This is a genomic window from Streptomyces mirabilis (genome assembly GCF_039503195.1).
GTDB classification, from domain to species: domain Bacteria; phylum Actinomycetota; class Actinomycetes; order Streptomycetales; family Streptomycetaceae; genus Streptomyces; species Streptomyces mirabilis_D.
On the sequence record NZ_JBCJKP010000001.1, the window covers coordinates 3,251,054 to 3,275,360 of the forward strand.

At 70.9% G+C, this 24,307-nt stretch carries 24 protein-coding genes and 1 pseudogene; 17 read left to right on the forward strand and 8 right to left on the reverse strand.

Annotated elements, in window-relative coordinates:
• The first annotated feature begins 15 nt into the window (after window positions 1-15).
• Window positions 16-534: a DUF4240 domain-containing protein gene (locus AAFF41_RS15370; RefSeq protein ID WP_319744477.1), complete on the forward strand. Its 519-nt coding sequence runs from the start codon at window positions 16-18 to the stop codon at window positions 532-534.
• On the opposite strand, the gene AAFF41_RS15375 is transcribed toward AAFF41_RS15370, so the two are convergent.
• Window positions 501-797, reverse strand: a complete 297-nt coding sequence (locus tag AAFF41_RS15375; protein ID WP_319743515.1) for a hypothetical protein — start codon at window positions 795-797, stop codon at window positions 501-503. The genes AAFF41_RS15370 and AAFF41_RS15375 overlap by 34 nt on opposite strands.
• Before the next feature lie 540 nt (window positions 798-1,337).
• Window positions 1,338-2,150, reverse strand: a complete 813-nt coding sequence (locus tag AAFF41_RS15380; protein ID WP_343324080.1) for a peptidoglycan recognition protein family protein — start codon at window positions 2,148-2,150, stop codon at window positions 1,338-1,340.
• A 187-nt stretch (window positions 2,151-2,337) separates the two neighbouring features.
• On the opposite strand from AAFF41_RS15380, the gene AAFF41_RS15385 reads away from it, so the two are divergent.
• Window positions 2,338-3,522 (forward strand): MarP family serine protease, encoded by a 1,185-nt coding sequence (locus AAFF41_RS15385; protein WP_319743519.1) that lies wholly within the window; start codon window positions 2,338-2,340, stop codon window positions 3,520-3,522.
• Window position 3,523: 1 nt separating this feature from the next.
• Here AAFF41_RS15385 and AAFF41_RS15390 read toward each other — a convergent pair whose 3' ends face one another.
• The gene (locus tag AAFF41_RS15390; RefSeq protein ID WP_181360876.1) at window positions 3,524-4,012 is read right to left on the reverse strand and encodes a GNAT family N-acetyltransferase; all 489 of its coding nucleotides are present in this window, start codon (window positions 4,010-4,012) and stop codon (window positions 3,524-3,526) included.
• A gap of 71 nt (window positions 4,013-4,083) precedes the next feature.
• Between AAFF41_RS15390 and AAFF41_RS15395 the strand changes: the two genes are divergently transcribed.
• Window positions 4,084-5,010 (forward strand): TIGR01777 family oxidoreductase, encoded by a 927-nt coding sequence (locus AAFF41_RS15395; protein WP_319743521.1) that lies wholly within the window; start codon window positions 4,084-4,086, stop codon window positions 5,008-5,010.
• Window positions 5,011-5,399: 389 nt separating this feature from the next.
• A pseudogene (locus AAFF41_RS15400) lies at window positions 5,400-6,758 on the forward strand (NAD(P)/FAD-dependent oxidoreductase); the annotation flags it as partial.
• A 1-nt stretch (window position 6,759) separates the two neighbouring features.
• Here the strand turns inward: AAFF41_RS15400 and AAFF41_RS15405 are convergent.
• Window positions 6,760-8,199: an NsdA family TPR-like regulatory protein gene (locus AAFF41_RS15405; protein WP_054229281.1), complete on the reverse strand. Its 1,440-nt coding sequence runs from the start codon at window positions 8,197-8,199 to the stop codon at window positions 6,760-6,762.
• A 302-nt stretch (window positions 8,200-8,501) separates the two neighbouring features.
• Between AAFF41_RS15405 and lipB the strand changes: the two genes are divergently transcribed.
• The 4 genes from lipB (at window position 8,502) to AAFF41_RS15425 (ending at window position 11,844) form a co-directional block, all read left to right on the forward strand.
• On the forward strand, window positions 8,502-9,299 hold the full coding sequence (gene lipB / locus AAFF41_RS15410; RefSeq protein WP_054229280.1) for a lipoyl(octanoyl) transferase LipB: 798 nt from the start codon (window positions 8,502-8,504) through the stop codon (window positions 9,297-9,299).
• Between the two features lie 275 nt (window positions 9,300-9,574).
• Complete coding sequence (lipA, locus tag AAFF41_RS15415) at window positions 9,575-10,540, forward strand: lipoyl synthase (protein WP_054229279.1); 966 nt, start codon at window positions 9,575-9,577, stop codon at window positions 10,538-10,540.
• 315 nt (window positions 10,541-10,855) lie between these two features.
• Entirely contained in the window at window positions 10,856-11,053 is a 198-nt protein-coding gene (locus tag AAFF41_RS15420; RefSeq protein ID WP_343324081.1) for an SCO2195 family GlnR-regulated protein, read from the forward strand.
• An 89-nt stretch (window positions 11,054-11,142) separates the two neighbouring features.
• Window positions 11,143-11,844 (forward strand): DUF4191 domain-containing protein, encoded by a 702-nt coding sequence (locus AAFF41_RS15425; RefSeq protein ID WP_067363458.1) that lies wholly within the window; start codon window positions 11,143-11,145, stop codon window positions 11,842-11,844.
• 114 nt (window positions 11,845-11,958) lie between these two features.
• Here the strand turns inward: AAFF41_RS15425 and AAFF41_RS15430 are convergent, their stop codons facing one another.
• Window positions 11,959-12,429 (reverse strand): RDD family protein, encoded by a 471-nt coding sequence (locus tag AAFF41_RS15430; protein WP_319743525.1) that lies wholly within the window; start codon window positions 12,427-12,429, stop codon window positions 11,959-11,961.
• A 199-nt stretch (window positions 12,430-12,628) separates the two neighbouring features.
• Here AAFF41_RS15430 and glnA point away from each other — a divergent pair, with 199 nt between their 5' ends.
• On the forward strand, window positions 12,629-14,038 hold the full coding sequence (glnA, locus tag AAFF41_RS15435; RefSeq protein ID WP_319743527.1) for a type I glutamate--ammonia ligase: 1,410 nt from the start codon (window positions 12,629-12,631) through the stop codon (window positions 14,036-14,038).
• A gap of 96 nt (window positions 14,039-14,134) precedes the next feature.
• Here the strand turns inward: glnA and AAFF41_RS15440 are convergent, their stop codons facing one another.
• Window positions 14,135-14,455: a hypothetical protein gene (locus AAFF41_RS15440; protein ID WP_319743529.1), complete on the reverse strand. Its 321-nt coding sequence runs from the start codon at window positions 14,453-14,455 to the stop codon at window positions 14,135-14,137.
• 360 nt (window positions 14,456-14,815) lie between these two features.
• On the opposite strand from AAFF41_RS15440, the gene htpX reads away from it, so the two are divergent.
• From htpX to AAFF41_RS15455, 3 genes are all read left to right on the forward strand, one after another.
• A complete protein-coding gene (gene htpX, locus AAFF41_RS15445) occupies window positions 14,816-15,739 on the forward strand; it encodes a zinc metalloprotease HtpX (RefSeq protein ID WP_054229287.1) in 924 nt (307 codons plus the stop codon).
• 82 nt (window positions 15,740-15,821) lie between these two features.
• Window positions 15,822-16,406, forward strand: a complete 585-nt coding sequence (gene pspAB, locus AAFF41_RS15450; protein ID WP_054229274.1) for a PspA-associated protein PspAB — start codon at window positions 15,822-15,824, stop codon at window positions 16,404-16,406.
• Between the two features lie 57 nt (window positions 16,407-16,463).
• Window positions 16,464-18,098 (forward strand): phosphotransferase, encoded by a 1,635-nt coding sequence (locus tag AAFF41_RS15455; protein ID WP_319743531.1) that lies wholly within the window; start codon window positions 16,464-16,466, stop codon window positions 18,096-18,098.
• A 61-nt stretch (window positions 18,099-18,159) separates the two neighbouring features.
• Here AAFF41_RS15455 and AAFF41_RS15460 read toward each other — a convergent pair whose 3' ends face one another.
• Window positions 18,160-18,606 carry an FxLYD domain-containing protein gene (locus AAFF41_RS15460; RefSeq protein WP_343324082.1) on the reverse strand — a complete coding sequence of 149 codons (447 nt, stop codon included), beginning with the start codon at window positions 18,604-18,606 and terminating at the stop codon, window positions 18,160-18,162.
• A 228-nt stretch (window positions 18,607-18,834) separates the two neighbouring features.
• Here AAFF41_RS15460 and AAFF41_RS15465 point away from each other — a divergent pair, with 228 nt between their 5' ends.
• Window positions 18,835-20,034: a winged helix DNA-binding domain-containing protein gene (locus AAFF41_RS15465; RefSeq protein WP_319743534.1), complete on the forward strand. Its 1,200-nt coding sequence runs from the start codon at window positions 18,835-18,837 to the stop codon at window positions 20,032-20,034.
• Window positions 20,035-20,394: 360 nt separating this feature from the next.
• Here AAFF41_RS15465 and AAFF41_RS15470 read toward each other — a convergent pair whose 3' ends face one another.
• The gene (locus tag AAFF41_RS15470; RefSeq protein WP_054230803.1) at window positions 20,395-20,703 is read right to left on the reverse strand and encodes a hypothetical protein; all 309 of its coding nucleotides are present in this window, start codon (window positions 20,701-20,703) and stop codon (window positions 20,395-20,397) included.
• Between the two features lie 546 nt (window positions 20,704-21,249).
• Here AAFF41_RS15470 and AAFF41_RS15475 point away from each other — a divergent pair.
• The 4 genes from AAFF41_RS15475 (at window position 21,250) to AAFF41_RS15490 (ending at window position 24,254) form a co-directional block, all read left to right on the forward strand.
• Window positions 21,250-21,612, forward strand: a complete 363-nt coding sequence (locus AAFF41_RS15475) for an arsenate reductase family protein (protein ID WP_318273460.1) — start codon at window positions 21,250-21,252, stop codon at window positions 21,610-21,612.
• A gap of 119 nt (window positions 21,613-21,731) precedes the next feature.
• Complete coding sequence (locus AAFF41_RS15480; protein ID WP_343324083.1) at window positions 21,732-22,415, forward strand: hypothetical protein; 684 nt, start codon at window positions 21,732-21,734, stop codon at window positions 22,413-22,415.
• A 487-nt stretch (window positions 22,416-22,902) separates the two neighbouring features.
• Window positions 22,903-23,931, forward strand: a complete 1,029-nt coding sequence (gene glnII, locus AAFF41_RS15485; protein ID WP_319743538.1) for a glutamine synthetase — start codon at window positions 22,903-22,905, stop codon at window positions 23,929-23,931.
• A gap of 200 nt (window positions 23,932-24,131) precedes the next feature.
• Window positions 24,132-24,254 (forward strand): hypothetical protein, encoded by a 123-nt coding sequence (locus AAFF41_RS15490; RefSeq protein WP_095858130.1) that lies wholly within the window; start codon window positions 24,132-24,134, stop codon window positions 24,252-24,254.
• Window positions 24,255-24,307 lie beyond the last annotated feature (53 nt).

Below are 24,307 nucleotides of genomic sequence, written 5' to 3' on the forward strand. Positions count from 1 at the left end.
GATGCTGGACCCGTGATGGACGAGACGGAGTTCTGGGAGCTGGTGGACACGACCCGCGAGGCCGTCGAGGGCGACCCCGAGGACCACGCCGACCTGCTCGTCGAACGGCTCGTCCAGCTGGACCCGGACGCCGTGCTCGACTTCGCCCGTCACTTCGAGGCCCGCTACAACCGCGCCTACCGCTGGGATCTGTGGGGCGCGGCGTGGGTCCTGCTCGACGGGGTGAGCGACGACGCCTTCGACTTCTTCCGGTGCTGGCTGATCGGCCAGGGCCGGGAGGTCTTCGAGGGCGCGATGCACGATCCCGACTCGCTCGCCGACCTCCTCGACGACTTCGACGAGGACCTCGACGGGGACGGTGAGGAGCTCGGGTACGCCGCGGACGAGGCGTACGAGCAGCTGACCGGGGTCGTCGCGCCCGACCTGGGCCTTCCGCCCGCGTCGCCCGAGCCGGAGGGTACGCCGCTCGACTTCGAGAACGAGTCCGTGCTGGCCGAGCGCTATCCCAAGCTGTGGGAGCGCTTCAGGGACTGAGGCAACGTGGCGTACGGGGTGACGTACGGGAGGCGTGTCTCGTGGTTCTTGTGGCTTTCGTGGTCTTCGTGGTTCTCGTGGACGTGGTGCGGGGGTGCGGCGTTGGCTCGGTCCAGTGCCGAGGCGGTGGCCGCGGCGGGTCCCACGAGGACCGTCACCACGGCGCAGGCCACGGCCCACGGGGTCCGCAAAGCGGTGTTCCAACCCCGCGCGCCGGCCGCCTTGTTCGTCTTGCCCGTCTTCTCGGTACGCCTGCTGCTCATCTTCCCCACCTCCGGTCGGCTGCTACGGGAAGAACGCTAGGGAGGGCCAATCTGAGACACCGTTGCCTCGACTGTGCCCTGTCTGTGAACACGTTTCTCGCCCCCGCCGCCCCTACCCGTCCCATCCTCAACCTGGGGGCTCCGCCCCCAGCCCCCCATCGGACTGAACGGCCTCGTCCTCAATCGCCGGACAGGCTAGAGATGCGCGCCAGCGCCCTCGAGGGTCGCGGGGAACTGCGCGCCCAGCCTCCACGGGCCGTCGGGCGGGCACGGGATGCGGAGCGAAGCCCCCGCCCCAGGGGCGCGGGGAACTGCGCGAACGGCGCCCGCCGGGCCGCGGTCGAAGAACTGCCGGCGGCCGGGGATGCGGGGCGCAGCCCCGTTCTAGGGGAGCGGGGAACTGCGCGACCAGCCCCCACCGGGCCCGCAGCCAAACGAATCCGGGTGGGCGGGGAATGCGGGGCGCGGCCCCCGCCCCAGGGGCCGGGGGAACTGTGCGAGCGGCGCCCGTCGGCCGGCGGGCGAAGTGCGCCGGCGGGGTCAGCGGCCCTGGAGGTGGGCGGCTCGGGAGCGGATTCGGGGGAGTTGGGACGCCAGCGCGGCGCCCGGACAGTTGGTCATGAAGCCCGCGTCGTGGCCGGCCAGCGTGGGCAGCACCGCACTCGTACCGGCGGTGTAACGGCTGAGGTCGTTGCTGGAGACGAGCCGCACCGTGGCACGGGGATCCACGTCGGACAGCCCCAGCTTCCACGCCGCCAACGAAGCGATCGCCTCGGTCATCGCCCGCGGCACCGGCGTCCCCGCCCCGAACGTACCGATGGCCGCGATCCCCGCGGTGCCATGGTTGAACCCCTGCGTATGCGCTCCGGTGACGGCCCGGTCGACCCCGCCCGCCCGCCCCTCGTAGATCGTGCCGCAGCGGTCGACGAGGAAGTTGTACCCGATGTCGTCCCACCGCCGGATGCCGGTCTGACCGGCGTACAGGGAGCGGATGATGCGGGGCACGTCGGCGCACTCGTACGCGTTCGGCGAGTCGGTGTGGTGCACGAAGACCGCGACGACGTGGTCGTCGTAGCGGGCGGGCGGCTGCGCGTGCGTGCTCCCGGCGTCCAGCCACCGCGACCGAGGCACGATGACCGGTCGCGCCGCGCGATGCGGACCCGCGGGTAGCGGCGCGGCCACCGACCGCTCGCGCCCGACGACCCTCCGGTCGCCCCCCACCGCACACACCACCAGCGCGAGCACGGCGAGCAGACCGGGCACGCACCCGAGCGCGACGACGGTGGCACGCCGCGCCCACACCCTCCGCGCGAGCCGCGTCCGGACCCCCCGCGCCTTTCGGAAGACACGCATGGAGCCACCCTGACCCGGTTCCGATCCCCCCGCGATGTGTGCTGTGCCACCTGGTGGAACCATCGTCCTGGTCCGGGACGTTTTTACAGGTCCACGCACGCGTGGCCGTTTCCCGGCTCCACGCGCGCGTGCCTGATCACTGGGCCTGCCCCACGCGTACTAAGGGGCCCAAGAGAAAGGCGGCTCCGTGGACCTGCTCGACATCCTGCTGTTGCTGGTGATCCTTGCTTACGCGGCGTCCGGCTACCGGCGCGGGCTGGTAGCCGGCTGTGTCTCGCTCGCCGGGTTCGTGGGCGGCGCCGTCATCGGCGTATGGGTGCTGCCGTGGATGATGGACCTGGTGACGGCGGGGACGTCGGCGGCGACGGTGACGGCCGTGCTGACGGTGCTGGTACCCGCCGTGGTGGGCCACGAGCTGGCGGGCCGGCTGGCGCTGAAGCTGCGCCGCGAACTGGACCAGGGGCCGCTGCGGGTGGCCGACGGGGTCGGCGGAGCGGCGGCGAACACGGTGGCGGTGCTGCTGGTGGCCTGGGTCGCCGCGAGCGTCCTGGGAGCCTCCTCGTCCACCCTCATCACCCAGTCGATCCGCAACTCCGCGCTGCTGGGCGCCGTACAGACGGCGATGCCGGACACCACGCCCACCTGGTTCTCGCGGGCCACCTCGGCGCTGACGGAGGCGGGCTTCCCGCAGGTCTTCAACCCGTTCGAGAACGAGCCGACGGCGGGTGTCGCGAAGCCCTCCGGCGACAGCGTCACCGCGGCGGCGACGAGCGCCGCCAAGCGCAGCACGGTGAAGATCGAGGGCGCCGCGGGCAACCAGGGCCGGGAGGGCAGCGGGTTCGCGTACGCGGCGCAGCACGTGATGACCAACGCCCACGTGGTGGCGGGCATCGACAACCCGACCGTGCGGGTGGGCGGTGTGGGCCGTGTGTACTCGGCGCGGGTGGTGTTCTTCGACCCGCGCAAGGACGTCGCGGTCCTGTACGTGCCGGACCTCAGGGTCCCCCTCCTGCGTTTCGACGACAGCGCCAAGCGCGGCGACTCGGCGGTCGTCGCGGGCTATCCGCAGGACGGTGGTCTGGATCTCCAGGCGGCCACGGTCGCAGGCCGGATCAACGCGCGGGGCCAGAACATCTACAACTCGAGCATGGTCACCCGGGAGATCTACTCGGTCCGCTCCACCGTCCGCCCCGGCAACTCCGGCGGCCCGCTCCTCACCACCGGCGGCAGGGTGTACGGCGTCGTGTTCGCCCGCTCGACCTCGGACAACGAGACGGGTTACGTCCTGACGGCCGACGAGGTCGCGGGCGACGCCCAGCGCGCGGCGGCCGCGACGACACCGGTGGACACGGGTGACCTGATCACCTCGTAGCTCAGAGAAAGCGGCCCATGAACACGTCGTCGACGTACTGGCCGTCGAGCAGGAACTCCTCGGGCAGGACGCCCTCCACCTGGAAGCCCTCGGACTCGTACAGCTTCCGTGCCGGGGCGTTGTGCCCGAGGACGCGCAGCGTGATCCGTCGGGCGCCCTGCCGTCGGGCCCCGTCCATCACGGCCCGCAGCAGCTCTCGTCCTACGCCCGCGCGGCGCGCCTCCTCGGCGACGACAAGTCCCTGGATCTGCCGGACGTGGGAGTTGCAGGCGAGGGGCGTGGGATAGCCCAGCCGGATGTAGCCGACGAGGACGCCGTCGAGTTCGGCGACGTGGTGGTCCCGGGGGCCGAACCGCTCGTTGTAGAAGGGTTCGTACGGCGGCTGGGGGCGCGGCATGACGGCGTGCTGGGTCGACCAGGTGACACGGTCGAGACGGCCGAGCGCGTCCTCGTCGTCGAGGGTGGCGATGCGTATGTGCGGTACCGGCATGAAGGTCACTTTACGGCGGCCCCGCGCAGTTCCGTCCGGTACTTTCCCGGCGCGCGCGGCAGGATGGGCGCATGAACGACTCACCGCTCGCCCCGGATTCCCGTAGGTCCCGTGTCGCGATCGCCGGCGCGTCCGGCCTGATCGGTTCGGCACTGACGCGCTCCCTGACCGCGGACGGACACGAGGTGGTCCGCCTCGTACGGCGTGCGCCCCGCGGGAAGGACGAGGTGCGGTGGGATCCGGACGGGCAACGGATGGACGCCGCGGGGCTCGCCGGGTGCGCGGCGGTCGTCAATCTCGCGGGGGCGGGGGTCGCTTCGCAGCGGTGGACGGAGGCGTACAAGCGGAAGATCCTGGACAGCCGGGTGCGCGGGACGGCGACGCTGGCCACGGCGGTGGCCTCCCTCGACGAGCGGCCACGGGTGTTCGTCAACGGGAGTGCGATCGGGTTCTACGGCGAGACGGGCGACCGGGTGGTGGACGAGTCGGCACCGCCCGGGGAGGGATTCCTTCCCTCCGTGTGCGTGGCGTGGGAGGGGGCGGCGGCACCGGCGCGGGAGGCGGGTGTCCGTACCGTCTTCGCCCGTACGGGGCTGGTGGTGGCCCGTGAGGGCGGGGCGTGGGGGAAGCTCTTTCCGCTCTTCAAAGCGGGGCTCGGTGGGCGGATGGGGGACGGCCGCCAGTACTGGAGCTACATCTCCCTGCATGACGAGGTGGCCGCGATCCGGCATCTCATCGACACGTCGTCGCTGTCCGGGCCGGTGAACCTCACCGCGCCGACGCCCCTCACCAACCGGGAGATCACCGAGGCGATGGGGCGCGTCCTGCATCGGCCCACCGTCTTCCCCACCCCGGCTCCTCTCCTGCGCCTCGCCCTCGGCGGCATGTCCGGCGACATCCTGGGCAGCCAACGCGTCCGCCCCACCCGCCTGCTGTCCTCCGGCTTCACCTTCGCCTTCCCGTCGATCGAGGGAGCGTTGCGAGCGGCGCTGCACTGAAGAACGTTCCTCGCCGCCGCCCCTGCCCGTCCCTTCCCCCCATGGGGGCTCCGCCCCTGAACCCCCGACCGGCCTCATCCTCAAACGCCGGACGGGCTGAAGGCTCTCAGGGGCACGGGGAACTGCTCGAGCAACCCCCACCGGCCCGCAGTCGAACCAGTCCGGGCGCCCGGGGATGCGGGGCGGGGCCCCGCCCCAGGGGCGCGGGGAGCTGCGCGAACGGCCCCCGCTCACCCGCGGACGAAGAATCCGTGCACCCCCATGCGACCGTGCACGCCCGACGCGCGACTGTCCACGGCCCCGGACGCACCTACCCTCGACCCGAACTCGGGTATCCCCAGGGCAGGTTGGGGGCATGACGTTCCCACCGGCCGCGCAACCTCGAGGAGGGGTACGTGCTAGAGCCCGTAAGCAAGGCGGACGTGGACGTCGTCATCGTCGGGGCCGGAGCCGCGGGACTCGCGGCCGCCCAGCACCTGGCCAGGGCAGGCCTCACGACGAAGGTTCTGGAGGTCGCCCCCACCGTGGGCGGCCGCATGACGACGGAGAAGGTGGACGGCTTCCGGCTCGACCGCATCGGTCGGCTCCTGTCCACGTCGTACCCCGAACTGCACCGCACCCCGGGCCTGAACACCCTGGCCCTGCGCCCGTTCTCCCCGGGCGTGCTGCTGCACAGCGACGGCCGTCACCACCGAGCCGCCGCCCCCACCACCCCCCGGAGCGCAAGGGGCGCACTCACCGCAGCACGCGCCCTCGCGAGCGCCCCCCGTCTCCCCCGGAGCCAGTCCTCCCGCCCCGGCCCCCTCGGCGGCCACCTCGACCAGACCCGGCTGGCCACCGCCCTCGCCCGCCTCGCCGTCACACCACCCGAACGCCTCCTCACCCGCCCCGACCTCCCCACCGCACAGGCGCTGACCACCCGTGGTCTGCCGCCCCGCGCGGTCGACGGTTTTCTGCGCCCCCTGCTCGCCGCACTCCTGTGCGACCCGGCCCTCACCACCTCCAGCCGCGCCGCCGACCTGGCCCTGCATTCGTTCGCGTCGGGGCGGCTGTGTCTGCCGGAGGGCGGCGCGGACACCCTGCCGGAGCTCCTGGCGGCCTCCCTGCCCCCGGGCACCGTCCACACCGGCGTCGAGGTCACTGCGGTCTCCACGACCACCGTGACGACGAAGGACCACGGCGAACTCAGCTGCCGGGCCATCCTGCTGGCGACCGGAGCCCGCGCCGCGGCCCGGCTGCTGCCCGGTCTGCGCGTCCCGGCCTTCCATCCGGTGACGGTCCTGCACCACACCACGGACGAGCCGCCGTTGACCGACCCGGCCCTGCTGCTGGACGCCGACCGGAGCGGCCCGGTGGCGCAGACCGCGGTCATCAGCCAGGTCGACCCTTCCCGCGCCCCCGCCGGACGGGCGCTCGTCTCCTCGACGGTGCTGGGCACTCCCCCGGCCGCCGCCCATCTGGACACCGCGGTCCGCGCCCAACTGGCCCGTCTCTACGGCACGTCGACGACCCGCTGGGAACTCCTCGCGGTCCACCACACCCGTGACGCGGTCCCCGCGATGCCCCCGCCGCACGACCTGCGCCGTCCTGTGCGCCTCCTGGCGGGCCTGTACGTCTGCGGGGACCACCGGGACACCGGCACGGTCCAGGGCGCCCTGCATTCGGGCCGCCGGGCCGCCCACGCCCTCCTGATGGACCTGGACGCCCGTCCGGCCGCGACGGAGGAGCCTCTGGAAACGGCGGCCTGAGTCAGCCCAGGGCCGCCACCCGATCCCGGTAGCCCCGTACGGGTGCCGCGTCCCGGTACGGTTCGAGCCGCCGCTCGAAGTCCCGTACGTACTCGACGGCTCGGACCGACCGCATCTCCGCCGCCTGCCCCGCGGCCTCGGCACCCAACAGGCAGGCCTGGTCGAGCTCCCCGAGCCCGAGCCGTGCCGAGGCGAGCACCACCCGGCAGAACAGCCGGCTGCGCGCGAAGCCGGGCGCCCGCAACTGCAGCGAGCGCTCGGCGTGCTGCGCCGCGGCCCGGTACTGCTGCAGATCCCGGTGGCAGTGCCCGAACTCGTCGGCGAGCTGCGCCTCGTCGAAGAACCGTGCCCAGTGCGGGGCCTCGTCCCCCGGCCGAGCGGATTCGAGGGCCCGCTCGGCGCGCACCAGCGACGCCGTGCAGGCCCGCACCTCGCCGAGTACGCCGTGCCCGCGCGCCTCCACGGAGTGCAGCAGCGCCTGGACGACGGGCGGCACGGACGAGCCGACGCCCTGCTGCGCGACCCGGGCGAGCTGCACGGCCTCGCGCCCGTGGCCGAGGTAGACCGCCTGCCGGCTCATGGTGACCAGGACGTAGGAGCCGTACGCCCGGTCGCCGGCCGCCTGCGACAGCCGCAGCGCCTGCACGAAGTAGCGCTGCGCGAGCCCGTGCGCGCCGATGTCGTACGAGGTCCAGCCGGCGAGGCGGGTGAGGTCGGCGGCGGCCGCGAACAGGCGGCGGCCGGTCTGCTCGCCGTACGCGCCGCGCAGCATGGGCTCGGCCTCGTGCTCCAGGTAGCGGACCAGGGCCTGGCGGGCGTGGCCGCCGCCGTAGGCGTGGTCGAGGGCGCGGAACAGCTCGCCCACCGAGCGCAGGGCGGCGATGTCCCCGCCGGTGACCTTCTGGCCGGGGCCGCGTTCGGTCTGGCTGCGTTGGCGGGGGACCGCGGGCCGCCCCTGGGCGGGGATGCGCGCGGCGGCCTGGTCACCGCGGCTCACCCGGTCGTCGGCCCGTCCGATCAGCCAGTCGCGGCTGGGGACGACGAGTCCCGCCGGGGTGAAGGCGATCTTGCGGAGCTCGGCGTGGCTGCCGGAGTCCTTGCGCCACAGGCCGCTGACGATGTCGACGGCCTCCTCGGGGGTCGCGGCGAACTCGAGGCCCGCGTAGACCGGCGCGCAGGCGTCGAGCCCGAGGTCCTGCGCGGTGAGGCGACGGCCGAGGCGCCGTGTGAACACCTCGGCGATGAGGGCGGGCGTGGTGCCGCGGGGCTGCTGCCCGCGCAGCCACCGCGTCACCGATGTCTTGTCATATCTCAGGTCAAGTCCGTGTTCGAGTCCGAGCTGGTCCACGCGACGGGCGAGACCTGCGTTGGAGAACCCCGCTTCTGCGATGAGCGCGGCGAGCTGGCGATTGGGAGTGCGCTGCGCGGGTCGTTCCGTCATCTGCGGTGCGGTCTCCTGCCTTCCGGGCATCACTGGGTGCCCGGATTGCCTGTGAGCAGCCCTTATGGCCTCATGGACGGCGCGAATGTAGCGGAGAGTAAGCACCTGATCGCACGCATCGGCATACATTCATCCGATCGTGTGAGGATTGACCGCTGGGCTGACGCGCACGGCCCGGACGTACAGTGGCGTGGGCGCGTTACGTACCTGACGAAAGGTTCTTTCGCCTGCCGCGCAACGGGCCCGCCGGTTGCCACACCACAGGTTCTGAAGGTTCTGAGGCTTCTAGGGAGGCGCTTGCCGTGAGTGAGTTGCGGTTCGTCCGCATGGGATTCGGTGCCGAGGCCGTGGAGTACCAAGAGGCCTGGGACGAGCAGCGCCGCGTGCATGCCGCCCGTTTCCTGGACGAGGTCCCCGACACCTGTCTGCTCCTGGAGCACCCGCCGGTCTACACGGCGGGCCGGCGTACGGCGGACAGCGAACGACCCCTCGACGGCACGCCCGTGGTCGACGTGGACCGCGGCGGCAAGATCACCTGGCACGGGCCCGGGCAGCTCGTGGGCTACCCGATCCAGAAGCTGCCGCGCCCGGTGGACGTGGTGGCGCACCTGCGGCGGCTCGAAGAGGTCATGATCCGGGTCTGCGCCGAGTTCGGCGTCGAGACCAGCCGGGTGGAGGGCCGGGCGGGCGTCTGGGTCCTGGGCGATCCCGTCGCCGCGCGCCCCTCCCTCGGCGGGCTCTCCCTCGACTTCGACCCGCGGCTGACGGACGAGGAGTTCGACCCCCGTCTGAACGGGCCCGAGTACGCGCCCTCCAACGCCGGGCAGCGGCGCGAGGACCGGAAGATCTGCGCCATGGGGATCCGGGTCGCCAAGGGCGTCACGATGCACGGCTTCGCCCTGAACGTGAATCCGGACACATCCTCTTTCGACAAGATCATCCCGTGCGGGATCAGGGACGCGGGGGTGACGTCCCTGGCGTACGAGCTGGGGCGCGACGTCACCATCGCCGAGGTCCTGCCGGTCGCGGAGAAGCACCTCCGCGACGTCCTGGAGAACGCCGACCTGCGCCCCCGCGAGGTCGAACGGGCCTCGGCCTGACAGAGGTCGAATCCGGGTGAGTGGGGGTTGCTCGCACAGTTCTCCGCGCCCCTGAGAGCCTTCAGCCCGTCCGGCGTTTGCGGACGAGGCCGTTCAGGCCGGTCGGGCACTCGGGGGCGGAGCCCCCGAGTGGGGAGGGGACGGGCAGGGGCGGCGGGGGCGAGAAAACCCCCGGGAATGCACCCCCGGTCCGCAAGGTTGCCCACCCCGGGGGCCGAGAACCGTACGGGCGTACCCTGGTGTACGCCGAAGAATCGAAGCTACAGGGAGCCGATGTGTCCGCAGTCGCACCCGACGGACGCAAAATGCTGCGCCTGGAGGTCCGGAACGCCCAGACCCCCATCGAGCGCAAGCCCGAGTGGATCAAGACCCGGGCGAAAATGGGCCCCGAGTACACGAAGATGCAGAACCTCGTGAAGAGCGAGGGCCTGCACACGGTCTGCCAGGAGGCGGGCTGCCCCAACATCTACGAGTGCTGGGAAGACCGCGAGGCCACGTTCCTCATCGGCGGCGACCAGTGCACCCGGCGCTGTGACTTCTGCCAGATCGACACGGGCAAGCCGGAGGCACTCGACCGCGACGAGCCTCGTCGCGTGGGCGAGTCCGTGGTCACGATGGACCTGAACTACGCCACCATCACCGGCGTCGCCCGCGACGACCTGGAGGACGGCGGAGCGTGGCTGTACGCCGAGACGGTCCGCCAGATCCACCGGCAGACGGCGGAGCGCGAGGCCGGCCGCACCAAGGTCGAACTCCTCGCCCCCGACTTCAACGCCGAGCCCGCCCAGCTCGCCGAGGTCTTCTCGTCGCGCCCCGAGGTCTTCGCGCACAACGTCGAGACGGTCCCCCGGATCTTCAAGCGCATCCGTCCGGGCTTCCGCTACGAGCGCTCGCTGAAGGTCATCACCGAGGCGCGCGACTACGGTCTGGTCACGAAGTCGAACCTCATCCTCGGCATGGGCGAGACCCGCGAGGAGGTCAGCGAGGCTCTCACGCAGCTGCACGAGGCGGGCTGCGAGCTGGTGACCATCACGCAGTACCTGCGTCCCTCCGTGCGCCACCACCCCGTCGAGCGCTGGGTCAAGCCGCACGAGTTCGTGGAGCTGAAGGAGGAGGCCGAGCAGATCGGCTTCTCCGGTGTCATGTCGGGCCCGCTGGTGCGCTCCTCGTACCGCGCCGGCCGGCTGTACCAGATGGCCATCGAGAAGCGGGGCGCGTACGTCGCCTCACAGGCGGTCTGAACACCCGTACGGAGTAGTGCGGGCGACACAATTTAAAACGCCGTACAACCCGAGCGGTGGCACTCAGTGCCACCGCTCGCGTGTGAATCGGCGCACAAGCAACTCCCCTCACAATGTGGCCAATTCACCGCGCTGCGGACCGTCCGCGCAGATGGGGACAGGCGTCAGGACGGCGTCATGCTGGAGGCCCGCCGCATCAAGGCTTCATTGGTGTTTGACCGGTCGGTCACGCCCTGGTAACACCAATCAGTGACCCTGGTCTTACGCCACGTACCGCCCCGTCCAGAGCCGCCATCCCGAGGGGGGACCTCCATCATGCAGGCCGCGCCCGTACGCGCCACAGCCATCCCGTCGTTCACCGATGCACTCCGTGCCGTCGAGTCGCTGCTCATGAGCAGCGGTCAGCGCACCGCCCGCCGCAACGCCTGGGCCTCCGTCCTGGAGGATCGCCGCCGCGCCAAGGACCGGGTCGAGGCGCAGCGCGTGCTGGAGTCCGTGGCGCCGCGTTCGTAGCCGTCGCCGGACCCCCCGTGCGGGCGCTGCCGCCGCCTGCCCGGACACTGCCGTCGTCGGCGCTTGTCGGGCCACGTAGACTTCGTGGCATGGCGAGGAAGGAAACTGCAGCGGACGCTGCTAACCCCGGGCGACTCAAGCAGATCGCCCTGACCTACAAGATGACTCGCAAGGCCGACTCCAAGATCGGTCTTGTACTCGCGGCAGTCGGAATCGTCACCTTCGGTGTCTTCCTCGCGATCGGCCTCTTGATCGACCACCCGTACTACCTGGGCATTCTCGGCCTCCTGCTCGCCTTCCTCGCGACGGCGATCGTCTTCGGGCGCAGGGCCGAGCGAGCCGCGTTCGGACAGATGGAGGGCCAGCCCGGCGCAGCAGCGGCCGTGCTGGACAACATCGGCCGGGGCTGGACCACGACTCCGGCGGTGGCGATGAACCGCAGCCAGGACGTGGTGCACCGCGCGGTCGGCAAGGCCGGCATCGTGCTGGTGGCCGAGGGCAACCCGAACCGGGTGAAGAGCCTGCTGGCGGCCGAGAAGAAGAAGATGGCGCGGATCGTCGCCGATGTGCCCGTGCACGACGTGCTCGTGGGCTCCGGCGAGGGTCAGGTGGAGCTCAAGAAGCTCCGCACGACGATGCTGAAGTTCCCCCGCGTCCTGACCGGCCCGCAGGTGACGGCCACCAACGACCGGCTGCGCGCGATGGGCGACCTGATGAGCAACATGCCTCTTCCGAAGGGTCCGATGCCCAAGGGCATGCGGATGCCGCGCGGCGGACCGAAGGCCCGCTGACACTCCTCTGAGCAGCGTTACGACGATGGGGGCGCCCGGATCACTCCGGGCGCCCCCATCGTCGTACTCCTCGCCGTACGGCCTGATGTCCTCGTACGGCGTCGTGCCCGGTCGCTAGGCCCGGACCTCGATCGTGCGGGCCATGCGGTCGTGCAGGCCGCGGCCGTCGCGGTCCCAGATCAGGGCGGGGATGGCCACGCACAGCAGGGCGGTGCGCAGCAGGACGCGGAGCGGGTTGAGACGGCCACCGCCCTCGGGGACGATCCGCAGGCCCAGGAGGCGCTTGCCCGGGGTGAAGCCGACCGTGCCGACGGTCAGGACGCCCAGGACGAAGAAGACGAGCAGGGCCCAGTTGCCCGTCGCCCCCGGCTTGTAGCCGTGGGTGAGCAGTCCGTATGCGATCAACAGGCACAGGGCCCAGTCGATGGCGAGGGCGCCCAGCCTGCGGCCGGGGCGGGCGATGGAGCCGGGGCCCTGTTCCGGCAGACCCAGCTGTTCGCCCCGGTATCCGAGGTCGGCACCGGCGTCCTCCAGGGCCGCGCGGGGTCCGGAGAGCCACGATCCGATTGCTTGCCTGTTGTCCACCCGTCCACGGTACTGCGCCCGTTTTGCCATGCGGACAGGAGGGGCCTGGCGACCCCGGGTCGGTTAACTTGGGCGAAACAAATGGGTCACGCTGGAGAAATCCCCCATCCCTATGGTCGGCTGCAGCGTGTGCCACCGCACTGGCCGCACGAACGAACTACCACCCCGGTCCACTGTGGGCGGGAGTAGGAGGAGCTGGATGTTCCAGAACGCCGACGAGGCCAAGAAGTTCATCGCGGACGAGGACGTCAAGTTCGTCGACGTCCGCTTCTGCGACCTGCCGGGCGTGATGCAGCACTTCACGATCCCGGCCGAGGCCTTCGACCCGGCCGAGGAGCTCGCGTTCGACGGTTCCTCGATCCGCGGTTTCCAGGCCATCCACGAGTCCGACATGGCGCTCCGCGCCGACCTGTCCACCGCGCGCGTCGACCCCTTCCGCCGCGACAAGACGGTCAACATCAACTTCTTCATCCACGACCCGATCACGGGCGAGCAGTACTCCCGTGACCCGCGCAACGTGGCGAAGAAGGCCGAGGCCTACCTCGCCTCCACCGGCATCGCCGACACCGCGTTCTTCGGCCCCGAGGCCGAGTTCTACGTCTTCGACAGCGTGCGCTTCGACACCAAGTCGAACGAGGCCTTCTACCACATCGACTCCGAGGCCGGCGCCTGGAACACCGGCGCCATCGAGGACAACCGTGGTTACAAGGTCCGCTACAAGGGCGGCTACTTCCCGACCCCGCCGGTCGACCACTTCGCCGACCTGCGTGCCGAGATCTCCCTGGAGCTGGCCAAGTCCGGCCTCCAGGTCGAGCGCCAGCACCACGAGGTGGGCACCGCCGGCCAGGCCGAGATCAACTACAAGTTCAACACGCTGCTCGCCGCGGCCGACGACCTCCAGCTCTTCAAGTACATCGTGAAGAACGTCGCCTGGCGCAACGGCAAGACCGCGACCTTCATGCCGAAGCCGATCTTCGGCGACAACGGTTCGGGCATGCACGTCCACCAGTCTCTGTGGGCCAACGGCGACCCGCTGTTCTACGACGAGGCCGGTTACGCGGGCCTCTCGGACACCGCCCGCTACTACATCGGCGGCATCCTCAAGCACGCCCCGTCGCTCCTCGCCTTCACGAACCCGACGGTGAACTCGTACCACCGTCTGGTCCCCGGCTTCGAGGCCCCGGTCAACCTGGTGTACTCGCAGCGCAACCGCTCCGCGGCCATGCGTATCCCGATCACCGGTTCGAACCCGAAGGCCAAGCGCGTCGAGTTCCGTGCGCCCGACTCCTCCGGCAACCCGTACCTGGCCTTCTCGGCCCTGCTGCTCGCGGGCCTCGACGGCATCAAGAACAAGGTCGAGCCGGCCGAGCCGATCGACAAGGACCTCTACGAGCTCGCCCCCGAGGAGCACGCGGGCGTCGCCCAGGTCCCGACCTCCCTCCCGGCCGTCCTCGACCGCCTCGAGGCCGACCACGAGTTCCTGCTCGCGGGCGACGTCTTCACGTCCGACCTGATCGAGACGTGGATCGACTACAAGCGCACGAACGAGATCGCGCCGCTGCAGCTGCGTCCGCACCCGCACGAGTTCGAGCTGTACTACGATGTCTAAAAAAGATCGACGTCTGAAGATCGACGTCTGAAGATCACGACGCCTGAAATACTGAGGGCCGCCACCTTGCAGGTGGCGGCCCTCAGCCGTGGTCCGTCAGGGCACCACGACGACTACGACTCCACCGCCGAAGCCGTTGTTGAAGCCGTTGTTGAAGCCGAAGCCGTTGTTGAAGCCGAAGCCGTTGTTGAAGCCGAAACGGTTGAAGCCGGCGTTGAAGCCGTTGTTGAAGCCGAAGCCGCAGTTCCCGAATCCACGGCCACCCCAGTTGGAACAGCCGAAGGTGGAGACTTGGGTCGGGGCCTTGGCCGGGGCAGCCGCCGAGGCCGTACCTGCTGCGCCGATCGCGGCGCCTCCGGCCATCAGAACGCCGATGGCGGATACCGCGAAGAAGCGCCTCGCACGTTGTGCCTTCATGGATGAATCCTCCTTGCACCCCTCGTGCGGTCTTTCGGAGGCACGAGACGGATGGCAGATGGCCGTGACCGCGGCGGAGCGGGTCCGGCGCGATTCTCGCCCGAGTACGGGGAGTACGTTCAAACCGCCGACGCGTGCAGCGGGCGTACTCCGATGGCGGCTCTTTTCATTAAGAGCTGCTCGCGAATAAAGGCTAGTCGGCGATCGACCACTCAGCATCTTGGGCGGAATCCCCCAGATCCCGCCCGGAATCCCACAGGATGCCTTTGCACCTCCTAGGGCTGTTCGGAACCGCTTCATGGGCATCCGCAGGTGCACACTGGACAGCGGGACGAGTGCCTTACTGCGGGGGTGATGCAGATGCAGAGCCGGTTCCGGAGCGATCCGCGGTTGACCGTACGCATGACGGTCACGCTGTTCCTGCTCGGATTGCTGTACGTGGCCTTCGTCGCCGCGTTGATCGTGCTGCTGAAGTCCTGGGTGCTGGTCGTGGTCGTCGCGGCCCTGGTTCTCGGCGCTCAGTACTGGTTCTCGGACCGGATCGCGCTCTACGCGATGCACGGCCGGATCGTGGAGCGCGAGGAGTATCCGCAGCTGCACGGGGTCGTCGACCGGCTGTGCGCCGTCGCGGACATGCCGAAGCCGCTGGTCGCCGTGTCGGACATCGACATGCCGAACGCGTTCGCGACCGGGCGGAACGCCGATCACGCGGTCCTGTGCGTGACCACCGGGCTGCTGCGGCGCCTGGAGCCCGACGAACTGGAGGGCGTGCTCGCGCACGAGCTGTCGCACGTGGCGCACAAGGACGTCGCCGTGATCACCGTGGCCTCGTTCCTCGGGGTGATCGCCGGGCTGATCGTGCGGTTCGCCTTCTACTCCCAGCTCTTCGGCGGGCGCGGCCGCAAGGACCAGAACACCGTGGCGATCTTCATGGCGGTGATGGCCGTCTCCGCGGCCGTGTACGCGATCAGCTTCCTGCTGATCCGGGCCCTGTCCCGGTACCGCGAGCTGGCCGCCGACCGGTCCGCCGCCCTGCTCACCGGCCGGCCCTCGGCTCTGGCGTCCGCGCTGACGAAGGTCTCCGGGGACATCGCGCGGATCCCGACCAAGGACCTGCGGACGGCCCAGGCGTTCAACGCGTTCTACTTCACGCCCGCCTTCGGTGCCGAACCCGGGATCGCGAAGCTCTTCTCGACCCACCCCAGCCTGGAGCAGCGGCTCGAACAACTGGGCAGGATCTCGGCGGAGCTGGGTGAGGCGGCGACTCCGGAAAACACCGCCTGACTCTCCTGCCCGCCCCTTCCCGACCCACCCTGCTCGTCCTGGGCCATGGCCCTTCGTCCCTTCCGGAAAGGCGGCCGACTGCATGGGGTTCCTGGACATCCTGCTCGGGCGTACCAAGGCCGTCGCGCCCGATCTCGACCAGCTCTTCGGGCTGCCGTCGGCGGCCCTGACCCTGCAGGCCGCCGCCGGGTTCACCCCGACCGGGACGGGAGCGGTGTGTTTCGCGAGCGTCGAGGGCGGAGCCTTCGCCCAGGCGCACCAGGAGGTGCAGGAACTGCTCGACGCGGATGCCGAACGCACGGGTCCGCCGGTGGAGGTCAGCCGGGACGAGTACGGGTACTCGTGGCTGGTCTCGCGGCGGGACCCGGACGATCTGCCCGCGCTGGTCAGTGATCTGCACGCGGTGAACAGCGCACTGGAGGGCAGCGGCTTCGGACCGCAGCTGCTCTGCTCCGTGGCCGGCTTCCAGGACACCGGGCAACGACGGCTCGGACTCGTCTACCTCTACAAGCGCGGCACCTTCTATCCCTTCGCACCGCTGGCCGGTGAGGCCCAACGGCGCGACAACGCGCTGGAACTGCAGGTCAAGGCCGCGCTCGCGGACGATCTGCGGATCGAACAGGACCTCAGCCGCTGGTTCCCGATCTGGGGCGCCCCGGGTCTGTGACCCGGCCGGGGCCGTCGGTACGTGGAGAGTGGAAAAGCGGGCGTGGGTAAATGGGGGATGCTCGCCTCCTTCGCACACGATCATGACGGTGAACGACTGAGCTGCGTCAGCGGCGGCGGTGACGACGGCCCTGGCGCCGCGGCCACCGCCGTCCTGCTGCACGGAGCGGGCCTCGGCGACAAGGAGCGACTGCTCCCGCTGCTGGAGGAGTTCGTGGCACGCGGCTGCCGGGGCCTCGCCCTCGACTTCTCCGGACACGGTGAGAGCTCGGGCGAACTCAAGGAGCTGAGCCTGCGCCGACGCTTCGAGCAAGCCGTCTCCGTCATCGACGCGTCGGTGCCGGCGGACGGTCCGCTGATCCTCGTCGGGTTCAGCATGAGTGGCCAGACGGTGGCCGATCTCGCCGGGCACTACGGGCGGCGCGTGGTGGCGCTGGGCCTGTGCGCGCCCGCTGTGTACGGCGCCGAGGCCTGGCGGGTTCCGTTCGGCGAGGGCGACGGGCGCTTCAGCGAGATCATCCGGGCGCCGGACAGCTGGCGGCAGGCCCCCGCGCTCGACGTGCTGCGCGGGTACGACGGCCGTGCGGTCCTCGCCGTACCCGGTACGGACGCCGTCATCCCGCCCGCCGTCACCGAGGCCGTCACGGACGCGCTCACCGCCCGCGCCCAGTTCACCCGGCTCGAATTCCCCGACGCCGACCACATGCTGGGGCTGTGGCTGCGCGAAAATCCCGCCGACCGGGCGCGGTTCGTCGACGCCGTACTCGTGGGACTGGGCGAGCGGGGGTGGACCGCGACCCGCGGCTGGGTGGCCAAACAGCTTCCGGCCGACAGGAGCGTACGGGAGTCCACGGCCCTGCGCGGCGGCTGGAGCTCCCAGATGCGCCGGCTCACCCTCGACGACGGCACGGGTCTGGTGCTGCGATCGTTCGTGAAGCCCTTCTACCGCCGTCACGCGGCCGGCCTGCTGGCCCGCGAGGCATCCGTCCTCACCCTGCTCGCCCCGTACGAGGACCTACCCACGCCCGAGCTCCACGCCGTCGACGCCGCCGCCGAACACTGCGACCACCCCTCGCTGTTGATGTCCTCGCTGCCGGGCGGCGTACGGGTCGACGAGGAGGACCTGGACCGGCGCGTCGACCTGCTGGCCCGCCAACTGGCCCGTATCCACGCGGTGGTTCCGGCCGACCGCCCGCGCCCCTACCAGGCATGGACCTCGCCCGAACGCGTCCGTGCGCCCCGGGGCGCGCTGTGGGAGCGGGCCGTGGACGTGATCCGGCGCGAACCCCCGACGTACGAAGGATGTTTCCTGCACCGGGACTTCCATCCCGGCAACGTGCTCTTCACCGGCGCGGGCGACACACTGCGGATCAGCGGGGTGGTCGACTGGGTGGAGACCTCGTGGGGGCCCGCCGACCTGGACGTGGCCCACTGCTCCACGGCTCTCGCGCTGCTCCACGGGGAGGCGTACGGCCTGGGGTTCCGCGCGCGGTACGAGGCACACGGCGGACGCCGACCGGCCGACGCCGAGGAGCACTTGTACTGGCGGCTGCTGGACGCGCTGGCCTACTCCCCCGACGCCGAGAAGCTCGCGGTGCCGTGGCGGGAACTGGGGCGCGCGGACCTGATCCCCGAACTACTGGGCGAACGGCTGACGGCGTATGTGACCGGGCTGTTCGAGCTGTACGGCTGAGGCATCGGCGACGGCGATAACCACAAGACGGTCGCCGGAGCGGGAGGCGCGTTCGCGGGTGTCAGGTCCGTACGGCGCGGGCCACGTCGGCGGTGACGTCTCCGGAGAGGGTGCGGGTGCTGCGGGCGGTGGCGTCCTTGGCGGCGCCCGCCGGGACGTCCTTCAGGGTGACGACGACCGTGTCGAGGAGGTTGCCGCCCTTGTCGCGGAAGTCGACCTGGATCGCGTACGTCTTCGCCGCGGACGTCGGGTTGGTGGCGGTCGCCTTGACGGTGGCCCGGCCCGCGGAGTCGATGGTCACCCGGTCGCCGAGCTTCACCTCGTCCTTGGCGTCCAGGCCGTTCTTGAACTCGTCGAACTTCCGCCCGGCCTCGGCGGTCGCGGAGGCGAGCGAGTCGCCGGCCTCGGACGCGAGGGAGGAGGCGGCGGAGGCCACGTCGGACGGACCGGTGCCGTTGGAACAGCCGGCCAGGCAGGCGCCGAGGGCCAGCAGGAGCACGACGGCCACGGACCCGGGCCGGCCCGTCGTACGCCGGGCGCTCGTATCCCGTGCACCCCGTGCACCCCGCCTGTCCCGCGTATCCCTTGCCCAGCGTGCCGCGCCATGTCGTCTCCCGACGTTCCGCTGCGGATTCCCGCTTCAGTCAAGGCCGTGAGCAGGGCGTACGCATGGTGGGGGCGCCGATCGGGTGAGGCGCGAGAGGATGCGGGACGGCAGCTACGAGAGGGAGGCGGCGTGGGCGAGGAACGACGGCACATCGCAGTGGCGGAGCGGCGGGCCCGGCTCGCCCTGCGGCACCGGCTCGCGGGGACGGCGCGCGCGGCGAGCCCCGAGGAGGTCGCCGGGTCCCTGGTCGCACTGCACGGGACCGATCCGGCGACGGTGTACCTGGCGGTGGGCGCGCGGCTCGCGGACGCCGGGAAGACGGTGGCGGAGCTCGACCGGGCGCTGTACGAGGACCGGACGCTGGTACGGATGCACGGCATGCGGCACACCGTGTTCGTGTTCCGCACCGAGCTGGCCGCGGTGGTGCACGCCTCGACGGGGCTCGCGATCGCCGCGAAGGCCCGGGCCGGGCTGGTCAAGGACATGGTGAGCGGCAGTGGCGGGCGGCTGACCGAGGAGTGGCTCGCCGAGGTGGAGGCGTCCGCGCTCGCCGCGCTGGAGCGGCGCGGGCAGGCCACGGTGAACGAACTCGTCCAGGACGAGCCGCGGTTGAGGGAGCAGTTCACGTACGGCGCGGGACGGAGTTACGAGAGCGCGCAGACCGTGTCGTCCCGGCTGATGCGGGTGCTCGGGGTCGAGGGGCGGGTGGTGCGTGGGCGCCCGCTGGGGTCCTGGACGTCGACCCAGTTCCGCTGGGCCGTGGCGCCGCCGCATCCCGAACTCCCGCCCTCCGAGGCCCAGCCCGAGTTGCTGCGCCGCTGGCTCGCGGTGTGCGGGCCCGCCACCGAGGCCGACCTCAAGTGGTGGACGGGGTGGAAGGTCACCGATGTGCGGCGGGCGCTGGCCGCGATCGGGGCGGTGGCCGTGTCGCTCGACGACGGAGCCACCGGATATGTGACCGCCGACGACATCGCCCCCGTCCCCGGCCCCGCCGCGCCGTGGGCCGCGCTCCTCCCCGGGCTCGATCCCACGGCCATGGGATGGCAGGAACGGGAGTGGTACCTGTCCCCCTCCCTCCGCCCCGCGCTCTTCGACGGCAGTGGGAATGTCGGGCCGACGGTGTGGTGGGACGGACGGGTGGTCGGGGGGTGGGCGCAGCGGGCCGATGGGGCTCTGGTGTGGCGGGTGCTGGACCCTGCCGGGGTGGGGCGGGAGGCACTGGCCGCCATCGAGACGGAGGCCGCCCGCCTACGGGCCTGGCTGGGCCCGACCCGGATCACACCGCGCTTCCGGACCCCTCTGGAGAAGGAACTGACGACGGGGAGGTGACGGAGGGAACGGGCTCGGCCCCAGCCCCCGGGTGTGCCGTCCGGCTGCGGGCCCGGTGTGGGCGGACCGCGCCCCACTCTCCGCGCCCCCGTCCGCCCGAAGTTCTTTGGCTGACGGCCGGTGGGGCCGGCCGCGCAGTTCCCCGCGCCCCTAAAAGCCCGGGGTCGTCCAGCGTTCCAGGACGAGGCCGGGGGCCGCGCACCACCCACCCCGGCCCGCGTCTCCAGCCCGTCCGGCGATTGAGGACGAGGCCGTTCAGGCCGATGGGGGTCTGGGGGCTGAGCCCCCAGGTAGGGATGGGACGGGTAGGGGCGGCGGGGGCGAGGTACGTCGTCCCCGCCGTCCCCGCCGTCCCCGCGCTCAGCGCGCGTAGCGCATCAGCGCGCGCACCATGTGGCACGTGGTGTCCGACGGCGGATGAACACCGATCGCCTCCGCGGTACTGCGGATCTTCTCGTTGCGGGCCTGATTCGGAACGTACACACCGGAGTCGAGCAGAGCGATCGCGAGACGCATCGCCTTGAGCCGGCGGTTGTGCGTGACGTACCACTCGCGAGGCCGCCCCGGCGGCAACGGGCGCTTCGCCACGGGCTCGTACGGCAGGTCCATCAGGACCGCCCTCTTGGACGTGGACTGAGTGGGCAGCGGCTTCAGTGCGGCAGCGGGCACAGGCATCCTCCTGTCGCGGTCAGGGCGCCATCCGGACCCCCCGGCGACACCCTCGAACACTGCCTCCAGTTTACTGCCCGGCACTGACATCCAGGGAGTCCGCAGAGTCCAGCAAACATCCAGGTGAGCAAGGGAATTGCCGCCGTGTCACAGCAGTTCCCCGAGAGGTGCGTGAGGCGGCGGCACATTCGAACAGACCCTCCCAGTACTGCCCCGCCTCATAGCAGTTGCCCGAGTCGGAGACGATCGAGCAGGTGCCGGTGTCGCTGCTCCCGCTCGTGTCCGTCGCGGCGTCCCGCGCGGCCTCGGCGACCGTTTCGGTCGGGCCCGGCGTCCGCACCGTCTTGGTGACGGTAGCTCGCGGCTTCGGCGTCGCGGTGACGGTGGCGGTGGCGGTCATCGTGATCGTCGGACGCGGCCGGCAGCCGCACCCTTCGCCGCGTTCACCTCGTCCTGCGCGCCCTGGGTGCCGCTCATGGCTCCCGGACCGAACAGGAGGAATGGAGTGATGATCTTGTGATGAACGGCTCGCGTACCGTGTGTGGCATGGAGATCTGGATCAATCCCGCCTGTTCGAAGTGCCGCAGCGCCATCAGCCTGCTCGACGCGGAGGGTGCGCAGTACACCGTCCGCCGCTACCTGGAGGACGTCCCCACGGAGGACGAGATCCGGGACGTACTGGAGCGGCTGGGCCTCGAACCGTGGGACATCACCCGGACGCAGGAGGCCCTCGCGAAGGAGCTCGACCTGAAGTCGTGGGCTCGCGACCACAGTTCGCGCGGGCAGTGGATCAAGGCGCTGGCCGAGCACCCGAAGCTCATCCAGCGCCCGATCATCACGGCGGAGGACGGGACGGCAGTCGTGGCCCGTACGGAGGAAGCGGTGCGGGACGCCTTGACTCGCATGTGACCCAAGCCACTGCACTGACTCGTGTTAACCGTTGAGTAACCCTGTTCGGCATCTCGTACATAGCGGCACACGGATCGCATCCGGCCGCCGCACGAGGCGGCCGGGGACAGGAGGCGCGCATGTCGCGTAGAAGGACTCTCAGTCCCAAGAAGAAGCTCGCGCTGCTGGTCGGTGCGGCCGCCGTGGCCGGAGGTGGCGCCTTCGCCATGGCGTCCACCTCGAACGCGGCGCCGACCGAGAACGGCCGGACCCTGTCCGCCGGGAACTCGACGGTCTGCCAGGGGCTCGCCACCGCCCTCGGCAACAACCAGAAGTTCATCGACGGCCAACGGGCCAATCCCGACGCACAGTCGGCGGCGCGGATCGCCAACCGCGAGGCGGTCATCGCACAGATCAAGGTGCAGCAGAAGGCGTCCGGTTGCGCGGTTGGGGAGTCGGCTCAGGGCTCCCAGACCACGCAGCCCGCGCAGTCCGCCCAGCCGGCGACGACCACACCCGCGCAGCAGCAGACCACCGCACCCGCGCAGGGGACGGGTGGTGGTGGCGCCGCCACAGGCCAGCAGGTCTGCAACGGTTCGACCGTCACCCTCTCGGGCGAGGCGGGCGCCCCGGCGGCTTCCAGCAACCAGTTCCCGGCCGGGACCAAGCTCAAGGTCACGAACCTGGACAACAACAAGTCCACGACCGTGCAGGTCACCTCGGTGTCGGGCAGCTGCGTACTGCTCAACAACGCGGCGTTCGAGCAGGTCCGGGAGCCGGGCAAGTTCCTGATCCGCCGGGCCCGGATCGAGAAGGTGGGGTGAGCGCCTGCACCTGACGACTGAGGAAGTCCGCCGATCGGACGGCGGTACCGGCCGGGCCGCGTGCGGCAGCAGCCCCGCGGCCCGGACCGCCGCCCGGTGCGGGTCGTGCGTCCTGCTGTTCGCGGCCACGAACAGCAGGACCGGCACGTAGACCAGGACCGACACGTAGAGCGCGTTCACCGGGCGCAGAGCCCGGTGCGCGCCCGCAAACCCATCGCATACGAGCCGCCGCCACCGGGACCGGGAGGACCACGGTGGCCCGACGCGTGTGCACGCGGCCTTCGCGAGCGGGTCGGCGATGCGGACGCGCATCGCTCTCGGCGAGTGAGTCGCAGCACGGAGACACCCGGTAACACGGGGTTCACATTCGAGCAATGATCGGGAAATCGCCTGTTGACAGGCTGCCGGGCAGTACCGCGGCGCCCCAGTGCCGCAGCGCCGCAGCACCCGCAGTGCGCCCCAAGACACACCCCGAAGGATGTGGCCCGTGACCTTCAAGGCTGAGTACATCTGGATCGACGGCACCGAGCCGACGGCCAAGCTCCGTTCCAAGACGAAGATACTGGGCGACGACGCCAAGGGCGTCGAGCTGCCGATCTGGGGCTTCGACGGGTCTTCCACGAACCAGGCCGAGGGGCACGCCTCGGACCGCGTACTCAAGCCCGTCGCCACGTTCCCGGACCCGATCCGCGGCGGCGACGACGTCCTCGTGATGTGCGAGGTCCTGAACATCGACATGACGCCGCACGAGTCCAACACCCGTGCCGCGCTGGCCGAGGTGGCGGAGAAGTTCGCCGCGCAGGAGCCGATCTTCGGCATCGAGCAGGAGTACACCTTCTTCGACGGGGAGCGCCCGCTCGGCTTCCCCGTCGGCGGCTTTCCGGCCCCCCAGGGCGGCTACTACTGCGGTGTCGGCGCGGACGAGATCTTCGGCCGTGACGTCGTCGAGGCGCACCTCGAGAACTGCCTCAAGGCGGGGCTCGGCATCTCCGGCATCAACGCCGAGGTCATGCCCGGCCAGTGGGAGTTCCAGGTCGGCCCGCTGGCGCCGCTGGAGGTCTCCGACCAGCTGTGGGTGGCCCGCTGGCTGCTCTACCGCACCGCCGAGGACTTCAACATCTCCGCGACCCTCGACCCCAAGCCGGTCAAGGGCGACTGGAACGGCGCCGGCGCGCACACCAACTTCTCCACCAAGGCGATGCGCGAGGGCTACGACGCGATCATCACCGCGTGCGAGTCGCTGGGCGAGGGCTCGAAGCCGCTCGACCACGTCAAGAACTACGGCGCCGGCATCGACGACCGCCTGACCGGTCTGCACGAGACCGCCCCGTGGAACGAGTACTCCTACGGCGTCTCCAACCGCGGCGCCTCGGTCCGCATCCCGTGGCAGGTCGAGAAGGACGGCAAGGGTTACATCGAGGACCGCCGCCCGAACGCCAACGTCGACCCGTACGTCGTCACGCGCCTGCTCGTCGACACCTGCTGCTCCGCCCTGGAGAAGGCCGGTCAGGTCTGATCCGCCCCGCACACAACGCGAGGAGGCGCCCACCGTCATGGTGGGCGCCTCCTCGCGTTGCGCGACGTCGGCCTCGTACGACGCGGTCGACCTCGTCGTACGAGGTCAGCCCGTCGTACGGCGTCAAGTTCACGCCAAGGACGCGTCCGACCTGTGAGAGGAGTCTCCTGCCCGGCTCCGGCTTCTGCTTCAATGGGGGCATGGCCAGCTTCCAGAAGTACACCGCGACGGGTCGCCCCGACCTGGAGCCCTTCTGGCCTTCCCGTCAGCATCACGACTTCGACCGGGTGTGTTGCCGCGCGACGAACGCGCCGGCCCTCTAAAGCCGTACACCCCGGCCTTCGGCCAGCGCGCACGACGTACGTCCTCGACGGCC

Excerpts from the sequence above, each read along its gene's own strand:
- AAFF41_RS15370 (WP_319744477.1), top strand. The coding sequence starts at position 16 with ATGGACGAGACGGAGTTCTGGGAGCTGGTGGACACGACCCGCGAGGCC.
- AAFF41_RS15375 (WP_319743515.1), bottom strand. The coding sequence starts at position 797 with ATGAGCAGCAGGCGTACCGAGAAGACGGGCAAGACGAACAAGGCGGCC.
- AAFF41_RS15380 (WP_343324080.1), bottom strand. The coding sequence starts at position 2,150 with ATGCGTGTCTTCCGAAAGGCGCGGGGGGTCCGGACGCGGCTCGCGCGG.
- AAFF41_RS15390 (WP_181360876.1), bottom strand. The coding sequence starts at position 4,012 with ATGCCGGTACCGCACATACGCATCGCCACCCTCGACGACGAGGACGCG.
- AAFF41_RS15395 (WP_319743521.1), top strand. The coding sequence starts at position 4,084 with ATGAACGACTCACCGCTCGCCCCGGATTCCCGTAGGTCCCGTGTCGCG.
- AAFF41_RS15405 (WP_054229281.1), bottom strand. The coding sequence starts at position 8,199 with ATGACGGAACGACCCGCGCAGCGCACTCCCAATCGCCAGCTCGCCGCG.
- AAFF41_RS15420 (WP_343324081.1), top strand. The coding sequence starts at position 10,856 with ATGCAGGCCGCGCCCGTACGCGCCACAGCCATCCCGTCGTTCACCGAT.
- AAFF41_RS15425 (WP_067363458.1), top strand. The coding sequence starts at position 11,143 with ATGGCGAGGAAGGAAACTGCAGCGGACGCTGCTAACCCCGGGCGACTC.
- glnA (WP_319743527.1), top strand. The coding sequence starts at position 12,629 with ATGTTCCAGAACGCCGACGAGGCCAAGAAGTTCATCGCGGACGAGGAC.
- AAFF41_RS15440 (WP_319743529.1), bottom strand. The coding sequence starts at position 14,455 with ATGAAGGCACAACGTGCGAGGCGCTTCTTCGCGGTATCCGCCATCGGC.
- htpX (WP_054229287.1), top strand. The coding sequence starts at position 14,816 with ATGCAGAGCCGGTTCCGGAGCGATCCGCGGTTGACCGTACGCATGACG.
- pspAB (WP_054229274.1), top strand. The coding sequence starts at position 15,822 with ATGGGGTTCCTGGACATCCTGCTCGGGCGTACCAAGGCCGTCGCGCCC.
- AAFF41_RS15455 (WP_319743531.1), top strand. The coding sequence starts at position 16,464 with ATGCTCGCCTCCTTCGCACACGATCATGACGGTGAACGACTGAGCTGC.
- AAFF41_RS15475 (WP_318273460.1), top strand. The coding sequence starts at position 21,250 with ATGGAGATCTGGATCAATCCCGCCTGTTCGAAGTGCCGCAGCGCCATC.
- AAFF41_RS15480 (WP_343324083.1), top strand. The coding sequence starts at position 21,732 with ATGTCGCGTAGAAGGACTCTCAGTCCCAAGAAGAAGCTCGCGCTGCTG.
- AAFF41_RS15490 (WP_095858130.1), top strand. The coding sequence starts at position 24,132 with ATGGCCAGCTTCCAGAAGTACACCGCGACGGGTCGCCCCGACCTGGAG.